Origin of the sequence: Streptomyces sp. WM6386 (genome assembly GCF_000972385.1) — a bacterium.
Classification (GTDB): Bacteria; Actinomycetota; Actinomycetes; order Streptomycetales; family Streptomycetaceae; genus Streptomyces.
The window spans coordinates 1-24,852 of record NZ_JXTE01000036.1; the positions used below are offsets into that span (position 1 = coordinate 1).

Here is a 24,852-nt window from a genome sequence, read left to right on the forward strand (position 1 = left end):
CGTCATGCGTGTAGAAGTCGACGTCCCCAAGTGCGTCGCCTCGGGCCAGTGTGTACTCATCGCCCCCGACGTCTTCGACCAGCGGGACGAGGACGGCCTGGTCGTCCTCCTCGACGCCACCCCGCCCGCCGAACTCCACGACGCCGTCCGTGAATCGGCCACAGTGTGCCCCGCGGCCGCGATCCGCCTGGAAGAGTCATGACCGCGGACACGACCAGTCCACCGGCCGGTACACCGAGCCGCGTCGTCATTGTCGGCGCCTCCGCGGCCGGCCTCGCCGCCGCCGAAACCCTGCGCCGCTCCGGCCATACCGGCACCATCACGCTCATCGGCGACGAAGCGTCGGCTCCCTACGACCGGCCACCGCTGTCGAAGGAGATCCTCTCCGGCGCCTGGACGCCCGACCGGCTTCCCCTGCGTACCCAGGATGACCTCGACTCCCTTGGCCTGGACGCCCGTTACGGCTGCGAAGCCACAGGAGCGGACCTCGCTGCCCGGACCGTGCTGCTGTCCGACGGCACCGAGGTGGCGTACGACGGGCTGATCGTGGCCACCGGAGTCCGCCCCCGGCAGCTGCCCGGCACCGCGGCCCACACCCTGCGCACCCTGGACGACGCACTCGCCCTGAAGGACCGCCTCGGCCCGGGCCGAACCCTGGCCGTGGTCGGCGCCGGGTTCCTGGGCGCCGAGGCCGCGGCGGTGGCGGCCGGCCTGGGCACCCGCGTGACCCTCCTGGAACCCGCGCCCGTCCCGCTGGCCCACGCGGTGGGCGAGGACATCGGCCGGATCCTCAGCCGGGCCCACCTGGAGCACGGCGTGGACCTGCGCACCCGTACCGCGGTCACCGAGGTCGTCCCCGACGGCGTACGGCTGGCCGACGGCAGCCTGGTCGAGGCCGAGACGGTACTGGTGGCCGTCGGCTCCCGTCCCAACACCGAATGGCTGACCGGCAGCGGTCTCCCCCTCGACGACGGACTGGTCTGCGACGCGTTCTCCGCCGCCGCACCCGGCGTGTACGGCGCGGGTGACGTGGCCCGCTGGCACAACCCGCTCTTCGACACCTCGATGCGCGTCGAGCACCGCGCCAACGCCACCGAGCAGGCCATGGCAGCCGCCCGGAACCTCCTGGGCGCACAGCGGCCCTTCGCGCCCGTCCCGTACTTCTGGTCCGACCAGTACGACATGAAGATCCGCGCCTACGGCCACCTGCGCGGTCACGACGAAGTACGAATCGTCGAAGGGAGCCTTGAAGCACGCAAGTTCACCGCGGTCTACCGCACCGGCAGTCGGCTCACCGGCGCCCTGGCCGTCGGCATGCCACCCAAGAGCCTCCGCACGTGGCAGCAGGCCATCACCGCCCGCACCGCCTGGAGCGACGCCCTCCACAGCCACGGCCTTCCCGGAACCGAGGATCAGGGTGAGGAGTGGCGCCGCGGCGTGTTCGGGAGCGAGGCCAAGTACCGGCGGCTCACCGAGATCAAGACCGCCTGGGGCCCGAAGAACCTGCTGCGCCACAACAAAAACATCACTCCCACCACGAACAAGTAGGCAGGCCAGCAGAGCGCGGAGCTGTTCTCAGTGACAGGTAACGGAGAACCGCGATGCCGTACGGCGGAGGCGGCAATGCCTCCCGCTCCGCCGTGCACCTCATCCAGGTTCTCGGATCACTGTCAAGGAACACCGCCATCGGTGTCACGGCACGATCTGCTCCCGCCCAGCCGGGCTTCTTGAGCACGGCACCGAGCACCGCCGATCGTGTGCCCGAGGGCGGGCACATCAGCAACATCAGCACTGGTCACGTAGAAGGCCGTACAGACCAGGACCGCTGCGTTCAAGGTCGATATGGTCAAAGGCGAATTGCGCCCGAAGGGGAGTGTAGTGAGTGAGTAATATCGTCTCGATATTTGGAGTATCGCATCACCCGGGCTTGGCCCGTCTGCGTAACCCACAGGGCAACGATCCGTCAGTGATGGGCGCGACTCGAGAATTTCAGGCTCTGCGGGATGCGCTGGCCGCGTCGCGTCCCGATGTCGTGGTCTGTATCGGCAACGACCACCTGAACCAGTTCTTCCTGGACAACATGCCGCAGTTTCTCATCGGCAAATCCCCCACCGCCAAGGGAACGTGGCCGTGGGAGCGCGAGTGGGGCGCGCCGGATTATGAGGCCGCGGTCGACGTGGATCTGGCTCGTCACATCATCCGCCACGGGCCGGAACGCGGCGTCGACTTCGCGTTCTCCGACGAGTTCTTGATTGACCATGCGTTCACGATGCCGCTGGCGTTCTTGCGTCCGCAGGGCGACCTGCCCATCGTGCCGGTGTTCTGCAACGTGATGGCGCCGCCGATACCTCCAGCACGCCGCTTCTACGATGTGGGCGGAGTTCTCCGATCGCTCATCGAGGACTTTCCGGGTGACCAAAGAATCGCTGTGGTCTGCAGCGGGCACCTGTCGGTCGAAGTCGGCGGGCCACGGCCGTTGGCGCCCGACGAGGAGTTCGATCGTTGGGCTTCGGCGCTGGTCGGTCATGGCGACGTCGAGCAGGCACTCGAGAAGCTCAGCGAGGAACGCCTGAAGCAGGCAGGAAACTACGCGGCAGGGTTTCTCACCTTCGTGCTGCTGGCCGGAATGGCCGGTGGTGTGCCCTGTATGTCCTGGCAGCTGCTGGACACGCCGATGGCCCGACTGCCCTTCTTCCAGTGGAGTTTCGAATGAGCCTCTACCAGTTGAACAAGGCAATCCGGTTGGTCACCCTCAACCTCGACTCGGCGCCACGCGAGCTGTTCATGCGCGACATCGATGAATACGCTCGCGGGTTCGATCTCGACCAGGAGGAGTCGGCGGCGCTGCGCGCCAAAGACATCGGTCGCCTCTACGGCATGGGCGTGCAGCCGATCATCTTGGTTCAGTTCGCCCAACTCATCCACGACAAGCCGTTGCGGTCACTCGAGGACCTGATGGCGTTTCAAAAGCAGTACAGCGCCATCGTGGCGCCCTATGGGTCACCGAGTTTCGAGACCTGACCAAGCAGGCACACGTGCCGGTCAAGTGTCGGCCTCAATGACCAGTGAGACATGAGCCGGGCCAACGCCGGCGCCGGGACACGGGCACCGCGTCGCGCATCCCGGCGTTGGCAAGGTCGCTTTCCCCTGTTTCACCGCGGCGGGCCGCTTGACCGCGGAGATCTGCGGCCGGTGACGCTGGAGCTGGGCGGCAAATCCGCCGCCGTCATCCCCGACGACGCCAGGCTCGACCTCGCCACGATCGGCTAGGACCCGTTCACCACGACGCTGGTCAACAACGCCCAGGCCTGCTGCGTCGGCACCCGGTAACGGGCTTCGCGCAGCAGCTACGCGAAGGTCGTCGTGTTCTCCCCGTTCGCCGACTCGATGACGGTCGGCGGCCCGCTCGACCCCGGCACCCAGATCGGTCCGATGACTGGTGAGCGCCGGCGGGACGGCATCGAGGGCTACATCGCGAAGGCGGTGCCGAGGGCGGGCGGATCACGGTCGGCGGCGGGTGCCCCGCGGGCTGGTTCGTCGAGCCGACCGTGTGCGCCGACGTCGACAGCAACACGATCGCCGTCCAGGAGGAGATCTTCGGCCCGGTCCTGTCAGGGATCGCCTATGAGGACGAGGCCGACGCGATCCGGATCGCCAACGACACCGACTACGGCCTCGGCTGCACCGTCTGGACCACCGACCGCGAGCGCGGTATCGCCGTCGCTGAGCGGATCCGCAGCGGGAACGTCGGCGCCAATCGGTTCCAGCCCGACCCGGTCGCGCCGTTCGGCGGCATCAAGGCCAGCGGTGTCGGCCGCGAGCTGGGCCCGGACCGAAGCGCCACCCGCTGTCGCTGCCCTCGCCCACCACCATGTACGGAGAACCCGATGATGACCCCATCCACGCCCACTGCTGTCACGGACAGAGGTGGCACCCGTACGTCTGCGCCTTCGCGGACCGGTCCTTTTGTCGCCATCCTGGCTTTCGGTGGAATCGTCTTCTCGCTGATGCAGACCTTGGTGATTCCGATCCTGCCGCAGCTGCCGGACCTCCTGGACACCTCGGCCTCCAACACCTCCTGGGCCGTCACAGCCACGCTGCTGGCCAGCGCTGTCGCCACTCCGGTGGTTGGTCGTCTCGCAGACATGTTCGGCAAGCGTCGCATGCTCCTGGTGAGCATCGCCATGCTGGTGGCCGGCTCGGTCGTCGCCGCGCTCAGCGAGTCCCTGGTACCGCTGGTCGTCGGCCGCGCGCTGCAGGGCCTCGCTGCCGGCATGATCCCGCTCGGCATCAGCATCATGCGTGACGAGCTGCCGCCCGAGCGGCTCGGCTCCGCGACCGCCCTGATGAGCGCTTCCCTCGGCGTGGGCGGTGCGCTCGGTCTGCCGGCCGCAGCCGCCGTCGCGGAGAACTTCGATTGGCACGTGCTGTTCTGGGCCTCGGGCGTCGTCGGCGCCCTGGCGGGTGTACTGGTCCTGTTGTTCCTGCCGGACTCGAAGATACGCAGCGGCGGACGCTTCGACGTCATCGGTGCCGTCGGTATGGCGGCTGGTCTGATCAGCCTTCTCCTGGCGATATCCAAGGGCGACGACTGGGGCTGGGGAAGCGGTACCACTCTCGGCCTGTTCGCAGCGGCTGTGGTGATCCTCGTCGTGTGGGGCGTGTACGAACTCCACGTCAGTGAGCCGCTGGTGAACCTGCGCCTTACCGCGCGCCGCCAAGTCCTGTTCACCAACCTCGCCTCGATCGCCATCGGCGTGGGCACGTTCACGATGATGCTGGTGTTCCCGCAGCTGCTTCAGTTGCCCGAGGCGACCGGCTACGGCCTGGGTACGTCCCTGACGACCGCGGGACTCGTCACCGCGCCCACGGGCCTGGTCATGATAGCCACGGCCCCCCTGTCCGCAGCTGTCTCACGGGCCAGGGGACCACGGACGACGCTGATGATCGGTGCCTTCATCGTCGCCGTCGGCTATGGCCTGGGCATCTTGCTGATGAGCGAGATCTGGCACTTCGTTCTGGTGTCCTCCATCATCGGTGCCGGTATCGGCTTCAATGCCGGTGCCATGCCGACCCTCATCATGGGCGCGGTGCCCGCGTCCGAGACCGGGGCGGCGAACAGCCTCAATACGCTGATGCGCTCGCTGGGATCCTCGACCGCCAGTGCCGTCGTGGCGGTGATCCTCGCCCAGATGATCACTCCGTTCCAGGGTGCCGCGCTGCCGTCGGAGAACGGCTTCAAGACGGCCCTGGCTGTTGCCGCCGGTTCCGCGCTTCTCGCTGTTGTCCTGGCCTTCTTCGTTCCGCGCCGTCACTCGGCTGCGGGCGACGCGCCGGCGGAGACGTCGGACAGCCCCCGCCGCCGTGGCCGAGGCGCCGGGTGATGCGGAGCCGACGACCACGTCGAGCGCGGTGCCCAGGCAGGCGCCGGTGGAGGGCACATGGTCGGCGGGCGCGTGCGTGGAGCGGGAGAGTCGCCGGTGGCTGGGACCGCTGTGATCCTGACCATGCTGGGTGGGCGTCAGGTGGGCAGGTCCTTCGGTCACGCCGACGGTTCGTACGCCCTCGATGCGCCCGGGATCGGGTCGTACATCCTGATCGCCTCGGCAGACGGATACGAGCCGCGGGCCGCGACCCTCGTGGTGGAGGGCGAGCCGCTCTCGTACGACATCGTGCTCGGCAGCAGCAGCGGGCTTGTCGGGATGGTGCACTCGGCCGAACACCGGGCTCCCGATTTCGCCGCCGCGGTCATCGTGACCGATGCCCGCGGGGAGGTCGTGGCGAGTGAACAGACCGACGCCCTGGGCGTGTTCAACGTACCCGGCCTGGTGCCGGGTACGGCCACGCCGGCGGTCACTGCCCCTGGCTACCGGCCGTACGCCGAACCCGTTGAGATTGAACTCGCCCACCACTGATAGTTCGCAACCCGAGAGGCCCTGGGGTCGTGGTCCGCGGCGTACCACCGAAGCACCGGTCGTACGCCGCGGACCCGCGCGGTTCGAAATCCTTGAAGGACATCACCATGCAAACCCTCAGGACCGCGCCAGCGTGCCTGCGATCAGGGTGGCGACGGCGTACTCCAGGTTCTCCTGCAGGTCCAGTCGGAGCTCCATCACGGCGGGGTCGGCTTCGTACGCAGCGAGGGCGCTGGCGGAGGGATGGCCGTAGGCCGACAAGGTGCCGGCCAGCATCAACGCCGTTACGGCCACCATCCGGGCGCCTTGTCCGAGTTCTGGCACATGCTGGCGGATGAGGCAGGCTGTGGTCGCGATGCTGGTGGCCAGGTAGAGGCCATGCGCCGACGGCTGCGTGGCTGGGCTGCCGAGATCCTCGATGAACGGCTCGACGAGAGATGACCCAGCAGACCCTGGCGCCAACTGGTGCGTGCGGGCTCTCTTACCGGTTATCGGCACTTCGGAGCAGGAGCAGGAGCATTGCGGCTGCCCTGTCGGAGGGTGACAATGGCGTTCCGATCGCCCGGAACACCCGTGGGTGTTCCATGTGCGGCCACAGTGCGGCCGGACGCCTTTGGACCGGATAACACAGGGTGTCACGGTGGAACTGGTCGCATGTGGTCTGATCAGGCAGAACAGCACCGGGCGGCACGAGCCGGAACTAGGCACGAACCCTGGTCTCGTAATGCGTAGGTCTCGGGTTCGAATCCCGAAGGCGGCTCTTTCTGAACCCCAGGTCAGGTCTCTGACCTGGGGTTTCTTCTATTTCGGGCCGAGTGGTCCATCGGTGGACGTACTCTCTGACCTGCGTTTCGGAATGCGTTGGTCAGAGGTTTGGGGTTTCGCGCAGAGAACGGACTGAGAACCGCGTGACCCATCCTGACCTGGCACTTTCGTGGACCTGTTGACGCGCCGTCAGCTGTGGTCGGCGTGGGGGTGCGCTCGGGTAGCGCATTGGTGCAGAAGCTGTGCAGTGGCCCCATGGTGTGTGGTGTCGGATTGTCCGGTGGGCGTGTTGATATCGTCCTTGTCGGGAACGGACAGCAGCTGGCGCATTCGGCAGGACAGTAGGTCGTTGTCGGTGGCGAGGTTGCGCGGGGTCACGTGGGTGTGCTGCGGTTCCCGGCGCGCCGCAGGCGGTTGGCTTGCGTTTGGTCGTCGACCGCGGCCATGCCAACGCCGGACTGCTCGCCGCCGGCAACGCCGAGGACGAGCGGATGACGGCAGCCCGGTTACCTGAACGCTGTCGAACGCGGCCTCGGTAGTCCGCTCACCACCGGCAAGCCGGCTCCCACTCCTCGGGACCCGGCGCTCGGCGAGGCCATGATCGAGTGTGGCGTCCGCGTCGAGGAGAAACGCCTGCTCAATGATCTCCTCGCCGACCTCCGTGAGGTGGAGGCCTTCCCGGACTGGAGCCGGGCGGCCTGGTCGACGCTCCCGAGGGGCTGCGTGGTGTGGTCCTCGGGGCCGTTGCCGTCGGCGGCCATTGGTTCGATCTTGTTCATGCTCTGTCTCCTTGGGCGCATGAGTCGGGTATGGCGTCGCAGCCGGGGTCGAACTCACCGACTGGACTTCTTCTTCGTTGGTAGACGCCCTGCCGAACGGGGGCGAGAGCGCTGTCCCGTTCGAGGGGTTCAGGTCTGCGATCGGGTTACTGAGTGGTAAGTGGCGCGTACAATGCGCTGTTTCGTCATGTCCCTGCTGACCGGCCTTCACGAGAGAGACGCGAAACTGATCGCTCAGACGGGTGTGGAGGTCCGCCAGGCGGGCCGGGTGCCGGGCGTGCCCACCTGACCAGCGATGCCGGCCGCCGCGTGACGGGCAGGTGCCAGACAGAGGCCGCTCCCTGCGTGCGGAGCGTGCCGCGGGGAGCAGCCGTGCGGTGGACAGGGGGCGGAGGCGCGAAGACCGGTCCTGCGCTGGGAAGGAGGGAGACGCGGACTTCCGGGACCACTTCGAGCACCCCGGCGACGAGTTCGTCCACGTGGTGGACGGCGAGATAGAAGTCGAGCTGCAGACTCCGTCCGGCCCGCGTCTCGAACGCCTGGGCCCGGGCGACAGCCTCATCTACCCGGGTGGCGTCCCGCACCGCTGGCGTGCCCCCGGCGACCGCGACCGCGACCGCGTCCGTATCCTCGCGGTCCAGAACGCACCCGGCACCGACCACCAGCACCCGGCCGACCCGAGCCCGCGCTGATGACGTGCGCGGTCGCCCCGGCCTCCGCGCTAGGGGACGTATTCCGCCGGGGTGGTGGACGTCGGCCGAGTCTGCTTCGCTGCCCCCGCCTCGTCGTCCGCCGTGCGTGACTGCCCGCTCCGGTTGAAGGACAGGTTCAGTCCGAAGGCGAGCAGGGTCGCGCTCGTCACCGGTGAGCCCAGCACGATGCGCACGCCGTCGGGGAAACGGGAGTAGAGGTCCGGCGCCACGTCGGGCGCCAGACCCACGCCGATCGACACGGCGACGATCAGCAGGTTGTGCGTACCCTCGAACTCGACCTTCCGCAGCGTACTGATGCCGACCGCGGCGACGGTGGCGAACATGACCAGTCCCGCCGCGCCCACGACCGGTCCGGGCAGCCCGGCCACCACCGCCCCCAGCTTGGGAATCAGGCCCAGGGCGACCAGGATGGCGCCCGCGACGGCGGCCACATGGCGGCTGCGCACCCGCGTCATCGACACCAGGCCGACGTTCTGGGCGAAGACGGTGTCGAGGAAGGCGTTCATCACTCCGCCCAACACCCCGGACAGTCCGTCGGCGGCCAGCCCGCGCGCCACGTCCCCGGTCGTCAGCTCCTTGCCGGTGAGTTCGGCGACGGCGATCAGGTCCGCGGTCGACTCGGCGAACAGGGCCAGCATCACGACGCACATGGAGATGACCGCGACGGGCGGGAACTCGGGCGCGCCGAAGTGGAACGGAGCACTCACCCCGATCCAGTCGGCGCCGCGGGCGGCGGACAGATCCACCAGACCCATCGGTACCGCGACCGCGGTACCGGCCAGCAGCCCGAGCAGGACACCGGTCTGGGCCAGAAAGCCCCTGCCGAACCTGGCCACCAGCAGGATGACGATGACGACGAGGGCGGCGAGGGCGAGGCGGGACGGTGCCGCGTAGTCCGCCGCCTCGGGATCGTTGCCGATGACGAGGTCGGCGCCGACACCGATCAGGGCCAGGCCGACCACGGTGATCACCACACCGCTGACCAGTGGCGGGAAGAAACGTGCCGCCTTGGCGAACGGCCAGGTCACAACAACCCCTCTACCGCGCGAAGTTGGCGGCGATGCGCTGCTGGATGTACCGCTCCGCCGTGATCGGCGGATACCGGCCGTCCGGCCCCTCGATCACCACGTCACGGTCGGCCTGGGCGAAGAAGGCGATGCTGTAGCGGGCGCCCCGGTCCTCGCCGGGACCCGGGGACTTGACCCGGTGAAAGTTGGACGGCAGCCGGTCGTCGCTCCACCGCATCAGCATGTCGCCGATGTTGCAGGTGATGACGTCGGCCGAGGGCACCACGGGAGTCCACTCCTGCGCCTCGGCCTCCTTCCCCGGGCACACCTGCAGACCGCCCTGCCCGTCCCGCTGGAAGAGCAGGGTCAGGCAGTCGAAGTCGGTGTGCGCGCCGGCCCGCCACACGGTCGGGTCGTACTCCGCGTCCTCGGGCAACGCGAAGTAGTGCAGCATCCGCAGGGTGGACTGGTAGTGCGCGCTACGGGAGTCGTGGGCGCGGGCGAAGAAGTCGCTGTCGAAGCCGAGCCTGTCGGCGAAGCAGGACAGCACCCGCATCGCCACCTCGCGGCAGCGCGCCTCGAAGCCGAGGGCCCGCGGCCGGAATTCGGGCAGGACGTCGTCGGGCCAGAGCCCCTCCATGTGGGGGCGGGTGAGCTGGTACGACTCCTTCTGGTCCGGTGTCCCGACGGACGGCCTGACCTGGGTCATGGACTCCCACCCGGAGTTGAGTCCCTTCTTGAGCGCGTGCCGGGCCTTGCGGTCCTCGGGCAGCGCGAAGAAGGACTCGGCGTTCACGAACGCCTCGTCCACCTGGGCCTGTTCGATGCCGTGGTTGACCAGCTGGAAGAAGCCGATGTCCGTGGCCGCCGCCCACAGCTCCTCGGTGATCTCGGCCTTGCGGGCCTCGAAGTCGGTGAGGTCGATCCGCCGGATCTCCCGGCTCGTGGTCTCGCTGCCGGCCCCGCCCATGCGGGTCTCCCGGTCGAGTTCGGTGAGGGTGTACGTCGAGTAAGTCGGGTCTGTCATCGCGGATGGCACTCCTGGAACGAGTGGTCTCTACGGAGTGCAGTCACCGCCCCTGCACCCCCGCCGCGGACACGCAGAGGTCCGCGGGCACGGTCACCTGCGGACCCGTTGGTGGGTCCGGCGCCGTGGGCTGGCACGTGCCCCCTCGACGGGGGCCATGCGCGATGAAGCCAGCCTGGCGGCGCCGTGTTTCGTCCACGGAACCGGCTCTGTTACCGCAGCATCACGTCCACCAGGAACTCCTCGGAGAGCCGGGCACTGCGTCCGTCACGCACCACCGCCTCGCCTGCCACCAGGACCGTGTCCACGGTGCGGCTCGAGGCACAGGTCAGCAGCGTCGCGCCCGGATCGCGCACCGGAAGGCACGCGTAGTCCCGTTCGAAGCGGTGCAGCACGAGGTCGGCCCTGATCCCCGGCACCACACCATCCGCGCGGGGATCCAGCCCGAGTACCTCGTTGACGCCGCCCGAGGCGATGGCCAGCATCTCCGTGAAGCCGAGGAGATCGGCCCGCCGGTGCGCGGCTCGCTGCAGATACGCCCCGATCCGCATCGCCTCCAGGATGTCCTGGGTGTCGTTGCTGGCGGCTCCGTCGACCCCGAGCCCCACCCGGAGTCCCGCTTCCCGCATGGCGATGACAGGGGCGATGCCGCTGCCCAGGCGCATGTTGCTGAGCGGGTTGTAGGAGACTCCGACTCCGTGCCGGGCGAGGGTCGCACGGCCCGCCGTGCCCAGCTCCACGCAGTGCACGGCGAGCAGCCGCTCCCACAGGAATCCGGCCGACTCCAGGTATTCCACGGCCCCTTGGCCGGTGTGCTGACGGCACATCTGGTCGTCCGTCGGTGTCTCCAGGAGGTGGATCGACACAGGCAGGTCCCGGTCTTCGGCGTACGCCCGCACCTGCCGCATCCCTTCCGGGGTGAGGGAGCGCGGATTGGGCACGGCGAGGCCCAGCGAGACGCGGCTGCCCGCCGTGGCAGCCGTCAGTTCGTCGGTGTGAGTGAGGGCGGTTTCCAGCGGTTGCATGAGGCGCGGGTCGAAGCCCCACTTGCGGGACGGGTCCGCCCGGTCGGCCACGCCCCGGCACAGCACCGCACGGATCCCCGAGTCGTTCAGGGCGCGCAGCACCGCGTCGTGGATCTCGGGGGACGGGTTCGGCCACATGTGGTCGACCAGTGTGGTGGTGCCGCTGCGCAGCGCTTCCGTCGCCGCGGCAGCGGAAGCGGCGTAAGCACGCTCGGGGGTGAGCGCGACGGTCTCCTCGCCGACGGTTCGCAGCCAGGACAGCAACGGCTCGCCTTCGCCGATGCCACGCATGCACGCCTGGTGGAGGTGAGTGTGCGTGTTGACGAGGCCCGGGATCAGATGCCCGCCCGCTGCCTTCAACACCCTCTTGCCACGAGGGAGTTCGCGGGCCGCGACGACGGCCGTCACCCGCCCGTCCGCCAGATGCACGTCCCGCGCGTCGAGCCACCGCCCGCCGCTCCACACACAGACATCGGTGATCGTGTCGAGGTACATCAGGACTGCTCCTTGCCGCGACCGAAGAGGTGAGTGTGGCGAATGCGGCGGGTGTGGTGGAACAGCAGATTCAACGTGAAGGCGACGATTCCGGTCGCGGCGATACCGCTGTCCAGGACCGTGCGCAGGGACGCGGGGAGCGGGGCGTAGAAGTCGGGAGCGCCGACCGGGATCATGCCGAGGCCGAACGCGAGCGCCGCCGTGAGCAGATTGCGCCCGTCGGCGAGGTCGGCGCGGCTCAGGATCCGCAGACCGACCGCCCCGACGGTGCCGAACGTCACCAGCGACACCGCACCGAGCACGGGTCCCGGCACCGCCGCGACCGCCGCCCCGAGCGCGGGCACGAAGGCGAGCAGGACCATCAACCCGCCGGACAGCGCCACGACATGACGACTCATCACCCGGGTCACGCTCAACAGGCCCACGGACTGCCCGAACGTCACGATCGGGAAGGAGGAGAGCCCGCCGGAGACCACGGTGGCCGCGCCATCCGCACGCAGTGCCCGCACCACGGTCTCCGGGTCGTCGCCGCGCCCCACGATCTGGCCCACGGCGAGGGTGTCGCCCACCGACTCGACCATGTTGACCACCTGCACGACGAGCATGGCGACGATCGCTGTGACGACGAACGTGGGCGCCCCGAACGCGGTCGGATCCGGCAGGCTCAGGGCCTTCGCCGCACCGACCGCCGAACCGTCGAACAGACCCAGGGGAACAGCCAGCAGTGTCCCGGCGGCCATCGCGACCAGTACCGAGAAGCGGGCCACGGCAGGCGGCGCGAGCCGTTCGACGAGGACGACGAGGACGACGGTGACCGCGGCGAGGCCGAGTCTCTGGACGCCGCTTCCGCCCTGGCCGCTCCCGGTGACGAGCCCGGCCGCGGACGGCACCAGTGAGAACCCGATCACCGCGATGACCGAGCCGGTGACAAGGGGCGGGAACAGATGCAGGATCCGCCCGAACCACGGCGCGACGGCCACCGTCACGAGCCCGGCGACGATCGTCGCGCCGAACACGGCGGCCAGACCGTGCTCCTGGCCGATGAGCACGGCCGGAGTGATCGCGGTGAACGTCGCCCCCATCACGATCGGCAGCCGCGCCCCGAACCACTTGAAGCCGAGTGTCTGCAGCAGCGTCGCCAGACCGCTGACCAGAAGGTTGGCACTGATCAGCAGCCGGACACGGTCGTCCGGCAGCTTCAGCGCGACTCCTACGAGCAGCGGCATGGTGGCCATGCCCGAGTAGGCGACGAGTAGATGCTGGAGGCTCAGCGGCACCATGCGGTGCAGGGGCGTCGTACGTCGACGGGGTGCGGGCCGGACTCGGGGGAGCGCGTGTCGGCAGGAGGCTGCACAGCCATCCTTCCCTCCTCAAAACGCGGTGGAAGATGGCTGGTTCGCGCCGGGCCGCCCGGGCGCCCGTCGGCCGTTGCAGCCGTGACCGACGTGCGCTCGACCGTAAGGAGGACGCGTTTCACACGGATTTCGGACGGGCAACGGCTGGGTGCCCTTCGGTGAGCATGCCGTCGGCTCTTCAACCGGTGGGCGGCGCTGCCGCTGCGCTCACCAGTGACTGGAACCTCAGCTGGGAACAGTGGCGCAAAGGCCTGACACCTGAGTCTTGGTGCGTACGCCCCTGGGTCGCGCCCTACACGGCGGGAGGGCTCGCGCCGTGTCCGGGCACGGCCTGTCGGTAACGGCTCAGGATGGTCGCGAGAGCGGGCGGTGCGAGCTCGGTGGTTGGGGCCAGGGCCTCGGCCTCCACCGCGCCGAGGTGCCGGCCGACGAGGTCGATGAGTCGGGCAGCGCGGTCATGGAGGAACGCCTCCTGTCCGTGCTCCTGTCCGACCTCACTCGTGCCTGACCTGGCCACAGTGCCCGAGGGCGGGGGGAACGATCCCCGGCGCCGGCTTCCTGTGCCGTCCTTCCCCGGGGGCTCGCCTTCCGGCCACCGGGACGTGGAGCTGTTCAGGGGCGGTTTCGATGATCGCGCCCTCGCCGACGGGCTGCCGGGCCTCTTCGTGCTTCGGGGCGCGCCTTCTCAGCGAGAGTCGGTCCCCAGGTCCGGCAGGGGGAGTTCGTCGAGGTCGAGGGTGAAGGTGCGGCCGTCGGCCAGGGGGATGGGGAGCTTGCCCGTGCCGTATGCGCGGGTGTGTGCGGTGCTGTAGCCGCTCGCGGTGGGCTCGGTGTGCAGGACGACTTCCCGGGCGTAGGGATCCACGACGAGGTAGACGGGGATGCCGTACCGGCCGTACTTCGCGGTGCAGTCGTCGTAGTCCTTGCGTGCCGAGGAGGTCGAGACGACTTCCGAGATCAGCAGGACGTCCTCGAAGCTGTAGCGCTTTCCTTCCTTGCGCGCGTCCTCACGCAGGACGGCCAGGTCGGGGGCGGAGTTCTCGTCGGCGGGGAAGTCGATGTAGACGTCGGAGGTGACCTTCGCATGGCGGCCGAGGGCGGCGGCCGAGTCGATCTGCATCGACCTGATGGTGCTCGAGTGCTCCTCGCTCTGCGGGGTCATGATCACCTTTCCGTCGGCCCCGAACAGGACCGTGTAACCCTTGGGGAACTCGGTGTGCACGATCGCGTCGACACTCATGAACGGTGCTCCTTCCCGTGTGCCGTCATGATACGGCGGTGAGTGCCGCATCACTGGGCGGAACAGCAGGTGGGCGGACCCGGCGCCGCGGGGTACGGATCATCTGTGATCACCGAGCCCGACGATGGAGCCGGTGGACCGACGCGTGCGGGAACCCGCAGGCGTCGACGGGCCGACGGCTGTCACGCCCAGGCTTCCTTCGGGGAGCCGCTGTTCTGTTTTCCGCCTGGCTGCAGTGCTGGTTGTGAGGGAGCTCAGGCCTCGGAGACACAGTCGTGCGGCAAGGCGCGCGGGTTATTTGGGCGATATAGAGTCATTTGGGTATCCAAGCTTGCCGTCAGGCCTGATTCTGTGGAGTCCTTCCGATGACGTCGATGAGTCGCCTGCCATGAGGCCCCACCCGACGCGGGGGCGGATCACGGCGCTGGACGCCTACGACATCCGGTTTCCCACGTCTCGTCGGCTCGAGGGGTCGGACGCGATGAATCCCGATCCGGACTATTCGGCGTCGTATGTGATCATCCGCACCGATGCCGGGGACGGGCTGGAGGGGCACGGGTTCTGCTTCACCATCGGCCGGGGCAATGAGGTCGAGGTGGCGGCGATCAAGGCGCTGCGCCCGCATGTGGTGGGGCTGCGGCTGGGAGAGGTGCTGTCCGACCTCGGAGGGTTCTGCCGCTCGCTCGTCGGTGACAGTCAGCTGCGCTGGCTGGGGCCGGAGAAGGGCGTGGTGCACATGGCCATCGGGGCCGTGGTGAACGCCGTATGGGATCTGTACGCGAAGCGGGAGCGGAAGCCGCTGTGGAAGCTGCTGGCCGGCCTCGCGCCGGAGCAGGTGGTCGCGTTGATCGACTTCCGGTATCTGGAGGACGCGCTGACCCCCGATGAGGCGCTGGGGATTCTGCGGCGGGCGCGGGGCGGGATGGAGGAGCGGGAGGCGCGGCTGCGCGCCGAGGGGTATCCGGCGTATGCCACGTCCCCTGGCTGGCTCGGTTACCCCGACAGCAAGGTCGCCGGGCTGGCCCGGGAGGCCGTGGACAGCGGGTTCCGGCAGATCAAACTCAAGGTCGGCGCCGACCTGGCCGACGATGTGCGGCGGTGCCGTACCGCGCGGGGGGCGATCGGTCCCGGGGTGCGGATGGCGCTGGACGCCAATCAGCGCTGGGGGGTCGAGGAGGCGGTCGGGTGGGTCCGGCGGCTGGCGGAGTTCGACCCGTACTGGATCGAGGAGCCGACCAGCCCGGACGACATTCTCGGTCTCGCGGAGATCCGCCGGGCAGTGGCGCCGGTGCCGGTGGCGACGGGCGAACATGTGCACAACCGGGTGATGTTCAAGCAGCTGCTCCAGGCGGACGCGATCGACTTTCTGCAGCTGGACGCCTGCCGGGTCGGGGGAGTCAACGAGAACCTGGCGATCCTCCTGCTCGCGGCCAAGTTCGGGATCCCCGTGTGCCCGCACGCGGGCGGGGTGGGCCTGTGCGAGCTCGTGCAGCATCTGGCGATGTTCGACTATCTGGCGGTCTCCGGCACCGTTCAGGACCGGGTCATCGAGTACGTGGATCATCTGCACGAGCACTTCCTCGACCCGGCCGTGATCGTCCGGGGGCGGTACGCGGCCCCGACCGCCCCCGGCTTCAGCTCGGCGATGCGGCCCGAGTCGCTCGCCGCGTACGCGTTTCCCGGCGGCTCCGCCTGGCAGGTCCCCTACGACCCGCCCCCGGCCGAGGGCGCCCCGGCGTGAACACCGGGGAGGAGTTCCAGGGGCTGGCCGCGGTCGTCACCGGCGGTGCGTCCGGGATCGGCCTGGCCACCGCCGAGACCCTGGCCGCGAGGGGGTGCCGGGTGGCGGTGCTCGACCGGGTTCTGGGGCCCGCGCGGTTGCATCCGGTACAGGCCGATGTCGGGGACGCCGTAGCGGTGGCCGACGCGGTGAGCCGGGTGGCGGACCTGTTCGGAGGCCTGGATGTGCTGGTCAACAACGCCGGCGTCGGCGCCCAGGGCACCGTCGAGGACAACCCGGACGACGAATGGCACCACGTGCTGGACATCAATGTGCTCGGCATCGTCCGCACCAGCCGGGCGGCACTGCCGTATCTGCGCCGCTCCTCCAGCGCGGCCATCGTCAACACCTGCTCGGTCGTGGCGCTGGCCGGGCTGCCGCAGCGGGCGCTGTACGCGGCGAGCAAGGGCGCGGTGCTCGCGCTGACCCTGGCGATGGCCGCCGACCACATCGGCGAGGGCATCCGGGTCAACTGCGTCACCCCGGGCACCGTGGACACCCCCTGGGTGCGTCGGCTGCTCGAACACTCCGACGACCCGGAGGCCGAGCGCGCCGCTCTCATCGCCCGCCAGCCCACCGGCCGCCTGGTCACCGCCCAGCAGGTCGCGGACGCCATCGCGTATCTCGCCGGGCCACTGGCCGGTGCCACCACCGGGACGGCACTCGCCGTGGACGGAGGGATACAGGGCATCCGCAGACATCCGGGCTCCTTCCACTGACACGAAACGACCACTGACCGACCACCGACCGACCACTGACCACCTACTCGGAGCCGAGCACCATGAAGCGACGCATCGCCGCCGTCGGAACAGCCCTCGCACTCTGCTGCGGGCCGGCCGTCACCGCCTGCGGTGGGGGCACGAGCAGCACCACCGACACGGCTTCGGGGAAGGTGGGAGTGGTGCTGCCGCTGCTCACCTCACCGTTCTGGGAGTCGTACGACTCCTACATCCCCGAGCAGGCCGCCGCCCAGGACGTCCGCGTGCTGCGGACGGTGAACTCCGACTCCGATCCGAGCAAACAGATCACCGACATCCAGAATCTGCTCGCCCAGGACGTGAAGGGCCTGGTCGTCTCCCCGCTGGACTCCGCGGCGATCGTCGCCGGGCTGAACGCCGCCCAGCGCAAGGACGTGCCGGTGGTCGCCGTCGACGTGGCGCCGGACAAGGGCAAGGTCGCGATGGTGGTCAGGGCCGACAACCGTGCCTTCGGGGAGAAGGCCTGCCGGCAGATCGGCGACGCGGTGAAGACGGGCAAGGTCGTACAGATCCAGGGGGACCTGGCGTCGGTCAACGGGCGGGACCGGTCGGAGGCGTTCAGCGCGTGCGTCAAGAAGAACTACCCGGGCATCAAGGTGCTGGACATTGCCGCCGGCTGGAAGGCGGAAAAGGCAGCGGCCGGTCTGGAGGCGCTGTACACCGCCAACCCCGATATCAAGGGCATCTACATGCAGTCCGGCGGCGTGTACCTGGCCCCCACGCTGAGCACGCTGCGGCGGCACGACGCGCTGGTGGCAGCCGGTGACCCCGGGCACATCGTGATCGTCTCCAACGACGGCATCCCGCAGGAGCTGGACGCGATCCGCAAGGGTCAGATCGATGCGACCGTCTCCCAGCCGGCCGACCAGTACGCCAAATACGGCATCTACTACATCAAGCGGGCGATGGAGGGCGAGACCTTCCGCCCGGGCCCGACCGACCACGGCAGCACCATCGTCCGGCTGCCCAGCGGAATCCTGGAGGACCAGCTCCCGGCACCGCTGGTGACCGAGGACAACGTCGACGACGCGTCCCTGTGGGGCAACCGGATCGGCAAGAGCTCCTGACACCCCGGAGACCGCCTGCCCGGGCCCTCAGGAAAGCGAGACCGCGATGAACCGGACGCCACCGACCGACCCCCGCGCCGAGGGCACCGGCCGCCGTGCGGTGGCCGAGGCCCACGGGATCCACAAGCGCTACGGGCCCACCGTGGCCCTGGACGATGCGCGGATCACCGTCCTGGCCGGCGAGTCGCACGCCCTGGTCGGCCGTAACGGGGCCGGCAAGTCGACCCTGGTGGCCATCCTGACCGGCATGCAGCGGCCGGACCGCGGCGTCGTCCTGCTCGACGGCGAACCCGCGCCCGCCCCGGCGGACCGTGAGGCGTGGCAGCGGCGGGTCGCCTGCGTCTACCAGCAGTCGACGATCATTCCTGATCTCACGGTCGCCGAGAACCTGTACGTCAACCGGCAGCCCACGGTTCGCGGCCAGGTGATCAGCTGGCGGCGGATGCGCGCGGCGGCCCGCGAGCTGCTGGGCGCATGGGGTGTGGAGGTCGACGTGAACATGTCGGCCGGCAGGCTCACCGTCGAGGACGCCAAGATGGTGGAGATCGCCAGGTCCATCTCCCGCGGAACCCGGTTCATCATTCTGGACGAGCCGACCGCCCAGCTCGACAGCCGGGCGATCGACCGTCTGTTCACCCATGTCCGGCGGTTGCAGCGGGCCGGTATCACCTTTCTCTACATCTCCCACCATCTGGAGGAGGTCTACGCCGTCTGCCAGGCCGTCACCGTCTTCCGCGACGCCCGCTGGATCACCACGGCGCCCGTGGGCGAGCTGGGCAGGACCGCACTCGTGGAGGCGATGACCGGAGGGCGGGGCACGGCCGCGGTCTCCGGCTCCGGCACGGCCCGGTCACAGCCGGTGGACGCGCCCGTGGCCGTACGGGTGGACCGGCTGAGCGGCCCGCATTTCACGGACGTCAGCTTCACTGTCCGATCCGGCGAGACGGTGGGGCTGACCGGGCTCGCGGGCTCCGGGAGCCACCAGGTCGCCGAGGCGCTGGCCGGGCTGTACCGGCCCGACAGCGGGCGGATCGAGGTTCTCGGCCGTACGACGCGGCCGGGCAGCGTCCCCTCGGCGCTCGCGGCGGGCGTGGGTTGCGTGCCGCGCGACCGGCACCACGAAGGGCTCGTACCGGAGCTTTCGGTGGCCGAGAACGCCGCCCTGAGCATCATGGACCGGCTGGGGCGGCTGGGCGTGATCTCGCGCCCGGCCCGGGACGCCTTCGCCCGCCGGACGATCACCGGTCTCGACATCACGACGGACGGCCCGGATCAGCCGGTCAAGGAACTGTCGGGCGGCAATCAGCAGAAGGTCGTCATGGGCCGGGCCCTGGCCACCGACCCGGCGGTACTGGTGCTCATCAATCCCACGGCGGGTGTCGACGTGCAGTCCAAGCGGGCGCTGCTGGCGGTCGTCGACCGGGCCAGGGCCGCGGGACGCGCGGCGCTCGTCGTCTCGGACGAGCTGGCGGACCTGCGGAGCTGCGACCGCGTCCTGGTGATGTTCAACGGCTCTCTCGCCGCCGAGTACGCCGTCGGCTGGACCGACGAAGAACTGGTGGCCTCGATCGAAGGGGTCGGCACCGGCCATGACTGACACCGCGCCGAACGGCTCGGCCAACGGCCCGAACAGCGGCCCGACGAAAGGCGACCCGACGCCCGGCGGCGGGCCGGACACCGCGGTCCGCCGTCCCGTCCGCACCATCGCCCTGGGCCGGATCCACGACCTCGCGCTGCTGCCCGCGGTGCTCCTGCTGCTGGTCATCGGCGCGGTCAGCAACGAGAGCTTCCTGGAGCGGGACAACCTGCTGAACGTGCTCAGCGCCTCCTCGGCGCTCGGACTGCTGGTGCTCGCCGAGGCGATGATCCTGATCAGCGGCAAGATGGACCTCTCGCTGGAGTCGATCGCGGGACTCGCCCCGGCCCTCGGCTTCATGGCCGTGATCCCGGCCGTCTCGGCGGGGTTCGGCAGCGAACTGCCCACCTGGTTCGGCTTGCTGATCATTCCGCTCACCGGGGCGCTGATCGGGGCCGTGAACGGTCTGCTGATCGTCAAGCTCCAGCTCAACGGCTTCATCGTGACCCTGGCGATGAACATCGTGCTGCGCGGGGTCCTGGTCGGCATGGTGTCCGGCAAGACCTTGTTCGACGCCCCCGCCGCGTTCCTGGCTCTCGGGTCCGACACCTGGCTCGGCGTCCCCGTCTCCGTGTGGGTGACCGGCGCCTGTTTCGCCGGCGCCGGGTGGGTGCTGCGCTGTCACCGGCTGGGACGCGCGGTGTACGCGGTGGGCGGCAACACACCCGCGGCGCGGGCGGCGGGCATCCGGGTCGAACGGGTGGCCTGGGGAGTTCTGGTCATCGGCGGGACCCTGGCCGCGCTGGCCGGCCTGGTGATCGCCGGGCGGGTCGGGGCGATCAACGCCAATCAGGGACAGGGCCTGATCTTCACCGTGTTCGCGGCTGCCGTGATCGGCGGTATCAGTCTGAGCGGCGGCAGGGGATCCCTGGCCGGGGCGCTGCTGGGGGTCCTGCTGCTGGGCATGCTGGAGAACCTGCTCACCCTGGCGCAGGTGTCGTCCTTCTGGATCCAGGCCATCTATGGCGCGATCATCCTGGTGGCGCTGATGATCGCCCGGCTCATCACCGGCGAGGGCCAGGAGTAGAGCGGCCCAGGAGCGGTCCGGAGGGAGCAGCGCCGATTGCTACGCCATAGAATGACCCATATGCCACCCGCCAGATGGGACGGCTGTCATGAAGGTCCCCAAGGAGGCCACACCGGACGGAACGCATGGACCGTCCGAGATGGCGAATGTGGCTGCCGCGGTGATCGACGCCAAGGGCGCGGTCATCGGCTGGACGGGGGCCGCTGAGCGGCTCCTGGGATACCGCGCCGCGGAGGTCCTCGACCGCTCCGCCGCCACTCTGCTGGCCCGGCCCGAGGACGCGTCACGAGCCGCCGAGGTCGCCGAGGAGTGCGGGAGCCGGGAGAGCTGGGTCGGCCTGGTGGGCGCCCGGCACCGTGACGGCCGCCGTCTGGAGGTCGGGCTGCGGGTGACCGCGATGTCCGACACCGACGACCGCAAGGCCTGGCTCGTATCGGCGATCGACGTGTCGAAGGCCCCGACCTGGGCCGTCAGCGGGGAGGCGCTGGAGGCCTTTCTCACCCGCTCACCGCTCGGCATGGCCATGCTCAGCCCGGACCTGCGGTACGTGTGGATGAACGACACCCTGGAGCGCTACGGCGGTGTGCCGCGCGAGGAGCGGCTCGGGCACCGGATGTCGGACTCGTTGCCAGGGCTGAACACCGAGGCGCTCGAAGCGAAGATGCGGCAGGTGCTGGAGACCGGCGTGCCGGTCATCGACTACGAGTACCGGGGCTGGACCTGGGCGGATCCGCACCAGGAACACGCCTACTCCACGTCCTTCTTTCGGCTCGACGCCCCGGACGGGTACCCGCTGGGCGTGTGCTACATGGGCATTGACGTCACCGACAGATGGCGGGCCCGCGAACGCCTGGCCCTGCTCAGCGAGGCCAGCGCCTGTATCGGCGGGACCCTGAACGTGCTGCGGACCGCCCAGGAACTGGCCGACTTCTCGGTACCGCGGCTCGCCGACTTCGTGACCGTCGACCTGCTGGAAGCGGTACTGCACGGCGACGAACCCGGTTCGGGGCCGGCCGGCAGCGCGTTTCTGGTGCGGCGTGCCGGACAGCAGTCGATCCACGAGGGCTGCCCGGAGTCGGTGGTCACCACCGGCGACTCGATCGACGCACCCGAGTCCTCGCCGTACGTCGAGACCATGGTCAACGGCAGGGCGGTGCTGGACCCGTTCCTGGACCCGGCCACCGCCCCGTGGATCGCTCAGGACCCGGCACGGGCCAAGAGCATCGCGGAGTTCGGGATGCACTCGGTGATGTGGGTGCCGCTGTCCGCGCGCGGCACCGTGCTGGGAGTGGCGACCTTCATCCGCATGGAGCATCCGCAGCCGTTCGAGGAGGACGATCTGCTGCTCGCCGAGGAGCTGGTCGGCCGGGCCGCGGTGTGGGTGGAGAACGCCCGCCGCTACACCCGTGAGCATGCCGCGGCGCTGGCCCTGCAGCGGAGTCTGCTCCCGCAGGGGCTGAACGGCGGGGCCGCCATGGAGGTGGCCTCGCGCTATCTGCCGGCCGATGCCCGGGGCGGGGTGAGCGGTGACTGGTTCGATGTGATCCAGCTGTCCGGCGCCCGGGTCGCCCTGGTCGTCGGCGACGTCGTCGGGCACGGCCTCAACGCCGCGGCGACCATGGGAAGGCTGCGTACCGCCGTACAGACGCTCGCCGACATGGACCTGCCGCCCGACGAGCTGCTGGCCCACCTGGACGACCTGGTGATCCGTCTGACGGAGGAGAAGGGCGGCGACGACGAACCCATCGCCACGGCGGTACTGGGCGCCACCTGCCTCTACGCCATCTACGACCCGGTCACCCAGCTGTGCACCATGGCCCGGGCCGGACATCCGCCGCCCGCCGTGGTCACCCCGGGCGGCAAGGTCTCCTTCCCGGACCTTCCGGCGGGCCCTCCGCTGGGCCTCGGCTCGTTGCCCTTCGAGTCCGCCGAGATCTCCCTGCCCGAGGGGAGCCTGATCGCCCTGTACACCGATGGCCTCATCGAGAGCAGTGACCAGGACATCGACGTCGGGCTGTCCCGCCTCAGCGATGTGCTCGCGCAGTCCGGCCTGCCGCCGGAGGAGCTGTGCTCGGCGGTCGTGAACAACCTGCTCACCGGCCCGCAGACCGACGACGTCGCCCTCCTGCTGGCCCGGCCGCATGCGCTGGGCGCCGACCGGGTCGCCTCGTGGGACCTGCCGACGGATCCGGCGATCGTCGCGAGCGCCAGGAAGCTGGCTGTCCGCCAGCTGCTCGGATGGCAGCTGGAGGACCTGGTGATGACCACGGAACTGGTGGTCAGCGAGCTGGTCACCAACGCCATCCGGCACGGCACCGGGCCCGTCAGGCTGCGGATGATCCGGCACGACAAGTTGATCTGCGAGGTGTCCGACGCCAGCAACACCTCGCCCCGGATGGGCCATGCGCGGACGACCGACGAGGGTGGCAGGGGGTTGTTCCTGGTCGCCCAGATGACCCGCCGTTGGGGTACGCGCTACACCCGGTCCGGAAAGATCATCTGGGCGGAGCAGGACCTCCCGGGGCGGGTGGGCGACCCGGGCGGACGCTGACGGTTCACCCTTGAGGCCCTCGGACGGGCCGCTGCGCCCGCGGGGGCGGCCGGCCCGGCCCCTCACGAGGGGAGGAGCGGAGGTGATGTGTGTGACGAGCGGATACTCCGGTACGCCTCTTGCCCGGAAGATCGGCATCAAGGGCGGACAGCGGGTGGGGCTGCGGCATGCGCCCGGGGCGTGGGACATTCCCGGGCTGCCCGACGGGTGCGAGGTCGTGGAGGGCGGGCCGCGCGGGGTCGATGTCGGCGTCGCCTTCTATCGCGAGCGGCGGGAGCTGGAGGCCGAGGCGGCCCGGCTCGTGGACGACCTCGCCGACGACGCCATGCTGTGGATCGCCTGGCCCCGGAAGGCGGCCGGGCATGTCAGTGACATCGGTGAGAGCGATCTGCGGGACATCCTCCTCCCGCTCGGCGTCGTCGACGTGAAGGTGGCGGCGCTGGGGGAGGACTGGTCGGGGCTGAAGTTCGTACGCCGGAAGGAGAACCGGCGTACGGATCACGCTGCGAACCCGCGTACATGAGACGTCCTTACCGTGAACGGCTAGCATCGCGGCGGTACTTGCGAGCCGGGATGAGGTGAGGGCATGGGGGAGGCGCTACGCGTCGCCGTCGCCGTCGTGACCATGGGGAACCGGCCGCAGGAGGTCGACGCGCTGCTGGAGTCCGTGGCCAAGCAGGACGTGGCGCCCGCGCGGATCGTGATCGTCGGGAACGGCTGCCGGCTGCCGGAGTTCGCCGAGCGGCTGTCGCTGCCCGGTGAAGTCACCGTCGTGGAGCTGGAGGAGAACCTCGGCTGTCCCGGCGGGCGCAACGCCGGGCTCGCGCGGCTGCGGGAGTTCGGGGACGTCGACGTCGTCGTCGAACTGGACGACGACGGGCTGCTCGTCGACGCCGATGTGCTGCGGCGGGTACGGGAGTTGTTCACCGCGGACGGGCAACTCGGCGTCGTGGGCTTCCGGATCGCGGATGAGCACGGGGAGACCCAGCAGCGGCACGTGCCCCGGGTCGGCGCCTCCGATCCGCTGCGGGGCGGATATGTGACCGGCTTCCTCGGCGGCGGGCACGGCTTTCGCATGGCGATGCTCGACGAGATCGGGGACTGGCCGGCCCGGTTCTTCTTCGCGCACGAGGAGACCGACCTGGCATGGCGGGCCGCCGACGCGGGCTGGCGGATCCTGTACGCGCCCGAACTGCTGCTCCAGCACCCGAAGACCTCGCCCGCCCGGCACGCCGTCTACTACCGCGTGAACGCCCGCAACCGCGTCTGGCTGGCCCGGCGCCGGCTGCCGCTCGCGCTCATCCCGGTCCATCTCGGGGTCTGGGTACTGCTCACGCTCGTACGGAACCGGTCGGCGGCCGGGCTGCGCGCCTGGTTCGGCGGATTCGCGGAAGGGATACGGGAGTCGGCGGGGGAGCGGCGGCCCATGCGCTGGCGCACGGTCTGGCGGCTCACACGGCTGGGACGGCCGCCCGTCATCTGAGAAGGGACGAGGGCCCCGGTCGCTCACCTCCGGCGACCGCGGCCCTCTCGTGTCCCCGGATCCGGCCACGACGGCGACACTCCCCCGAGCAACGCGTCGTACGCGCGCACCCTCGGGCCAGATCCGATGAAGTGATCACATCAGGAGGCGCTAACAGATCGCTAACATGTGGCCAACGGTCCTCTGCGGGGTCGTCGGCCGATTGGCGTGAAGTCGCCGAGCGGCGGCC

At 69.7% G+C, this 24,852-nt stretch carries 22 protein-coding genes; 16 read left to right on the forward strand and 6 right to left on the reverse strand.

What is annotated here, in order from left to right:
- Positions 1-4 precede the first annotated feature (4 nt).
- From TN53_RS22115 to TN53_RS22140, 6 genes are all read left to right on the forward strand, one after another.
- Entirely contained in the window at positions 5-202 is a 198-nt protein-coding gene (locus tag TN53_RS22115; RefSeq protein WP_046260400.1) for a ferredoxin, read from the forward strand.
- Positions 199-1,548, forward strand: coding sequence for an FAD-dependent oxidoreductase (locus TN53_RS22120; RefSeq protein WP_159038167.1), 1,350 nt, complete (start codon positions 199-201; stop codon positions 1,546-1,548). The genes TN53_RS22115 and TN53_RS22120 overlap by 4 nt, the downstream gene beginning before the upstream one ends.
- A 334-nt stretch (positions 1,549-1,882) precedes the next feature.
- Positions 1,883-2,713: a hypothetical protein gene (locus tag TN53_RS22125; protein WP_095046644.1), complete on the forward strand. Its 831-nt coding sequence runs from the start codon at positions 1,883-1,885 to the stop codon at positions 2,711-2,713.
- Positions 2,710-3,021 carry a hypothetical protein gene (locus tag TN53_RS22130; RefSeq protein ID WP_046260330.1) on the forward strand — a complete coding sequence of 104 codons (312 nt, stop codon included), beginning with the start codon at positions 2,710-2,712 and terminating at the stop codon, positions 3,019-3,021. The genes TN53_RS22125 and TN53_RS22130 overlap by 4 nt, the downstream gene beginning before the upstream one ends.
- A 479-nt stretch (positions 3,022-3,500) precedes the next feature.
- A complete protein-coding gene (locus tag TN53_RS22135; RefSeq protein ID WP_234441673.1) occupies positions 3,501-5,384 on the forward strand; it encodes an MFS transporter in 1,884 nt (627 codons plus the stop codon).
- Positions 5,385-5,441: 57 nt separating this feature from the next.
- On the forward strand, positions 5,442-5,915 hold the full coding sequence (locus TN53_RS22140) for a carboxypeptidase-like regulatory domain-containing protein (RefSeq protein ID WP_095046645.1): 474 nt from the start codon (positions 5,442-5,444) through the stop codon (positions 5,913-5,915).
- Positions 5,916-6,032: 117 nt separating this feature from the next.
- On the opposite strand, the gene TN53_RS49350 is transcribed toward TN53_RS22140, so the two are convergent.
- Complete coding sequence (locus tag TN53_RS49350) at positions 6,033-6,623, reverse strand: hypothetical protein (RefSeq protein ID WP_324609621.1); 591 nt, start codon at positions 6,621-6,623, stop codon at positions 6,033-6,035.
- Positions 6,624-7,836: 1,213 nt separating this feature from the next.
- Here TN53_RS49350 and TN53_RS22150 point away from each other — a divergent pair.
- A complete protein-coding gene (locus tag TN53_RS22150) occupies positions 7,837-8,151 on the forward strand; it encodes a cupin domain-containing protein (protein ID WP_052745278.1) in 315 nt (104 codons plus the stop codon).
- A gap of 29 nt (positions 8,152-8,180) precedes the next feature.
- Here the strand turns inward: TN53_RS22150 and TN53_RS22155 are convergent, their stop codons facing one another.
- The 4 genes from TN53_RS22155 to TN53_RS22170 form a co-directional block, all read right to left on the reverse strand.
- Positions 8,181-9,200 (reverse strand): solute carrier family 23 protein, encoded by a 1,020-nt coding sequence (locus TN53_RS22155; RefSeq protein ID WP_234441668.1) that lies wholly within the window; start codon positions 9,198-9,200, stop codon positions 8,181-8,183.
- A 10-nt stretch (positions 9,201-9,210) separates the two neighbouring features.
- Positions 9,211-10,206, reverse strand: a complete 996-nt coding sequence (locus TN53_RS22160; protein WP_046260332.1) for an isopenicillin N synthase family dioxygenase — start codon at positions 10,204-10,206, stop codon at positions 9,211-9,213.
- 212 nt (positions 10,207-10,418) lie between these two features.
- Positions 10,419-11,726 (reverse strand): amidohydrolase family protein, encoded by a 1,308-nt coding sequence (locus TN53_RS22165; RefSeq protein ID WP_046260333.1) that lies wholly within the window; start codon positions 11,724-11,726, stop codon positions 10,419-10,421.
- Positions 11,726-13,006 carry a uracil-xanthine permease family protein gene (locus TN53_RS22170; RefSeq protein WP_046260334.1) on the reverse strand — a complete coding sequence of 427 codons (1,281 nt, stop codon included), beginning with the start codon at positions 13,004-13,006 and terminating at the stop codon, positions 11,726-11,728. Before TN53_RS22170 ends, TN53_RS22165 begins: the two co-directional genes overlap by 1 nt.
- A gap of 391 nt (positions 13,007-13,397) precedes the next feature.
- Here TN53_RS22170 and TN53_RS22175 point away from each other — a divergent pair, with 391 nt between their 5' ends.
- Positions 13,398-13,589 (forward strand): hypothetical protein, encoded by a 192-nt coding sequence (locus TN53_RS22175; protein ID WP_046260335.1) that lies wholly within the window; start codon positions 13,398-13,400, stop codon positions 13,587-13,589.
- 177 nt (positions 13,590-13,766) lie between these two features.
- On the opposite strand, the gene TN53_RS22180 is transcribed toward TN53_RS22175, so the two are convergent.
- Complete coding sequence (locus TN53_RS22180; protein ID WP_046260336.1) at positions 13,767-14,321, reverse strand: Uma2 family endonuclease; 555 nt, start codon at positions 14,319-14,321, stop codon at positions 13,767-13,769.
- Between the two features lie 388 nt (positions 14,322-14,709).
- Here TN53_RS22180 and TN53_RS22185 point away from each other — a divergent pair, with 388 nt between their 5' ends.
- The 8 genes from TN53_RS22185 to TN53_RS22220 all read left to right on the forward strand — a co-directional run bounded on the left by TN53_RS22185 (position 14,710) and on the right by TN53_RS22220 (position 24,623).
- Positions 14,710-16,062, forward strand: a complete 1,353-nt coding sequence (locus TN53_RS22185; RefSeq protein ID WP_046260337.1) for an L-fuconate dehydratase — start codon at positions 14,710-14,712, stop codon at positions 16,060-16,062.
- On the forward strand, positions 16,059-16,820 hold the full coding sequence (locus TN53_RS22190) for an SDR family NAD(P)-dependent oxidoreductase (RefSeq protein WP_046260338.1): 762 nt from the start codon (positions 16,059-16,061) through the stop codon (positions 16,818-16,820). The genes TN53_RS22185 and TN53_RS22190 overlap by 4 nt, the downstream gene beginning before the upstream one ends.
- A gap of 62 nt (positions 16,821-16,882) precedes the next feature.
- Positions 16,883-17,926 (forward strand): sugar ABC transporter substrate-binding protein, encoded by a 1,044-nt coding sequence (locus TN53_RS22195; RefSeq protein WP_046260339.1) that lies wholly within the window; start codon positions 16,883-16,885, stop codon positions 17,924-17,926.
- A 46-nt stretch (positions 17,927-17,972) separates the two neighbouring features.
- Positions 17,973-19,523, forward strand: a complete 1,551-nt coding sequence (locus TN53_RS22200; RefSeq protein WP_046260340.1) for a sugar ABC transporter ATP-binding protein — start codon at positions 17,973-17,975, stop codon at positions 19,521-19,523.
- On the forward strand, positions 19,516-20,589 hold the full coding sequence (locus TN53_RS22205) for an ABC transporter permease (RefSeq protein WP_234441669.1): 1,074 nt from the start codon (positions 19,516-19,518) through the stop codon (positions 20,587-20,589). The genes TN53_RS22200 and TN53_RS22205 overlap by 8 nt, the downstream gene beginning before the upstream one ends.
- Before the next feature lie 88 nt (positions 20,590-20,677).
- The gene (locus TN53_RS22210) at positions 20,678-23,140 is read left to right on the forward strand and encodes a SpoIIE family protein phosphatase (protein WP_046260341.1); all 2,463 of its coding nucleotides are present in this window, start codon (positions 20,678-20,680) and stop codon (positions 23,138-23,140) included.
- An 85-nt stretch (positions 23,141-23,225) separates the two neighbouring features.
- Positions 23,226-23,663 (forward strand): hypothetical protein, encoded by a 438-nt coding sequence (locus TN53_RS22215; protein ID WP_046260342.1) that lies wholly within the window; start codon positions 23,226-23,228, stop codon positions 23,661-23,663.
- Positions 23,664-23,726: 63 nt separating this feature from the next.
- On the forward strand, positions 23,727-24,623 hold the full coding sequence (locus tag TN53_RS22220; protein ID WP_046260343.1) for a glycosyltransferase family 2 protein: 897 nt from the start codon (positions 23,727-23,729) through the stop codon (positions 24,621-24,623).
- Positions 24,624-24,852 lie beyond the last annotated feature (229 nt).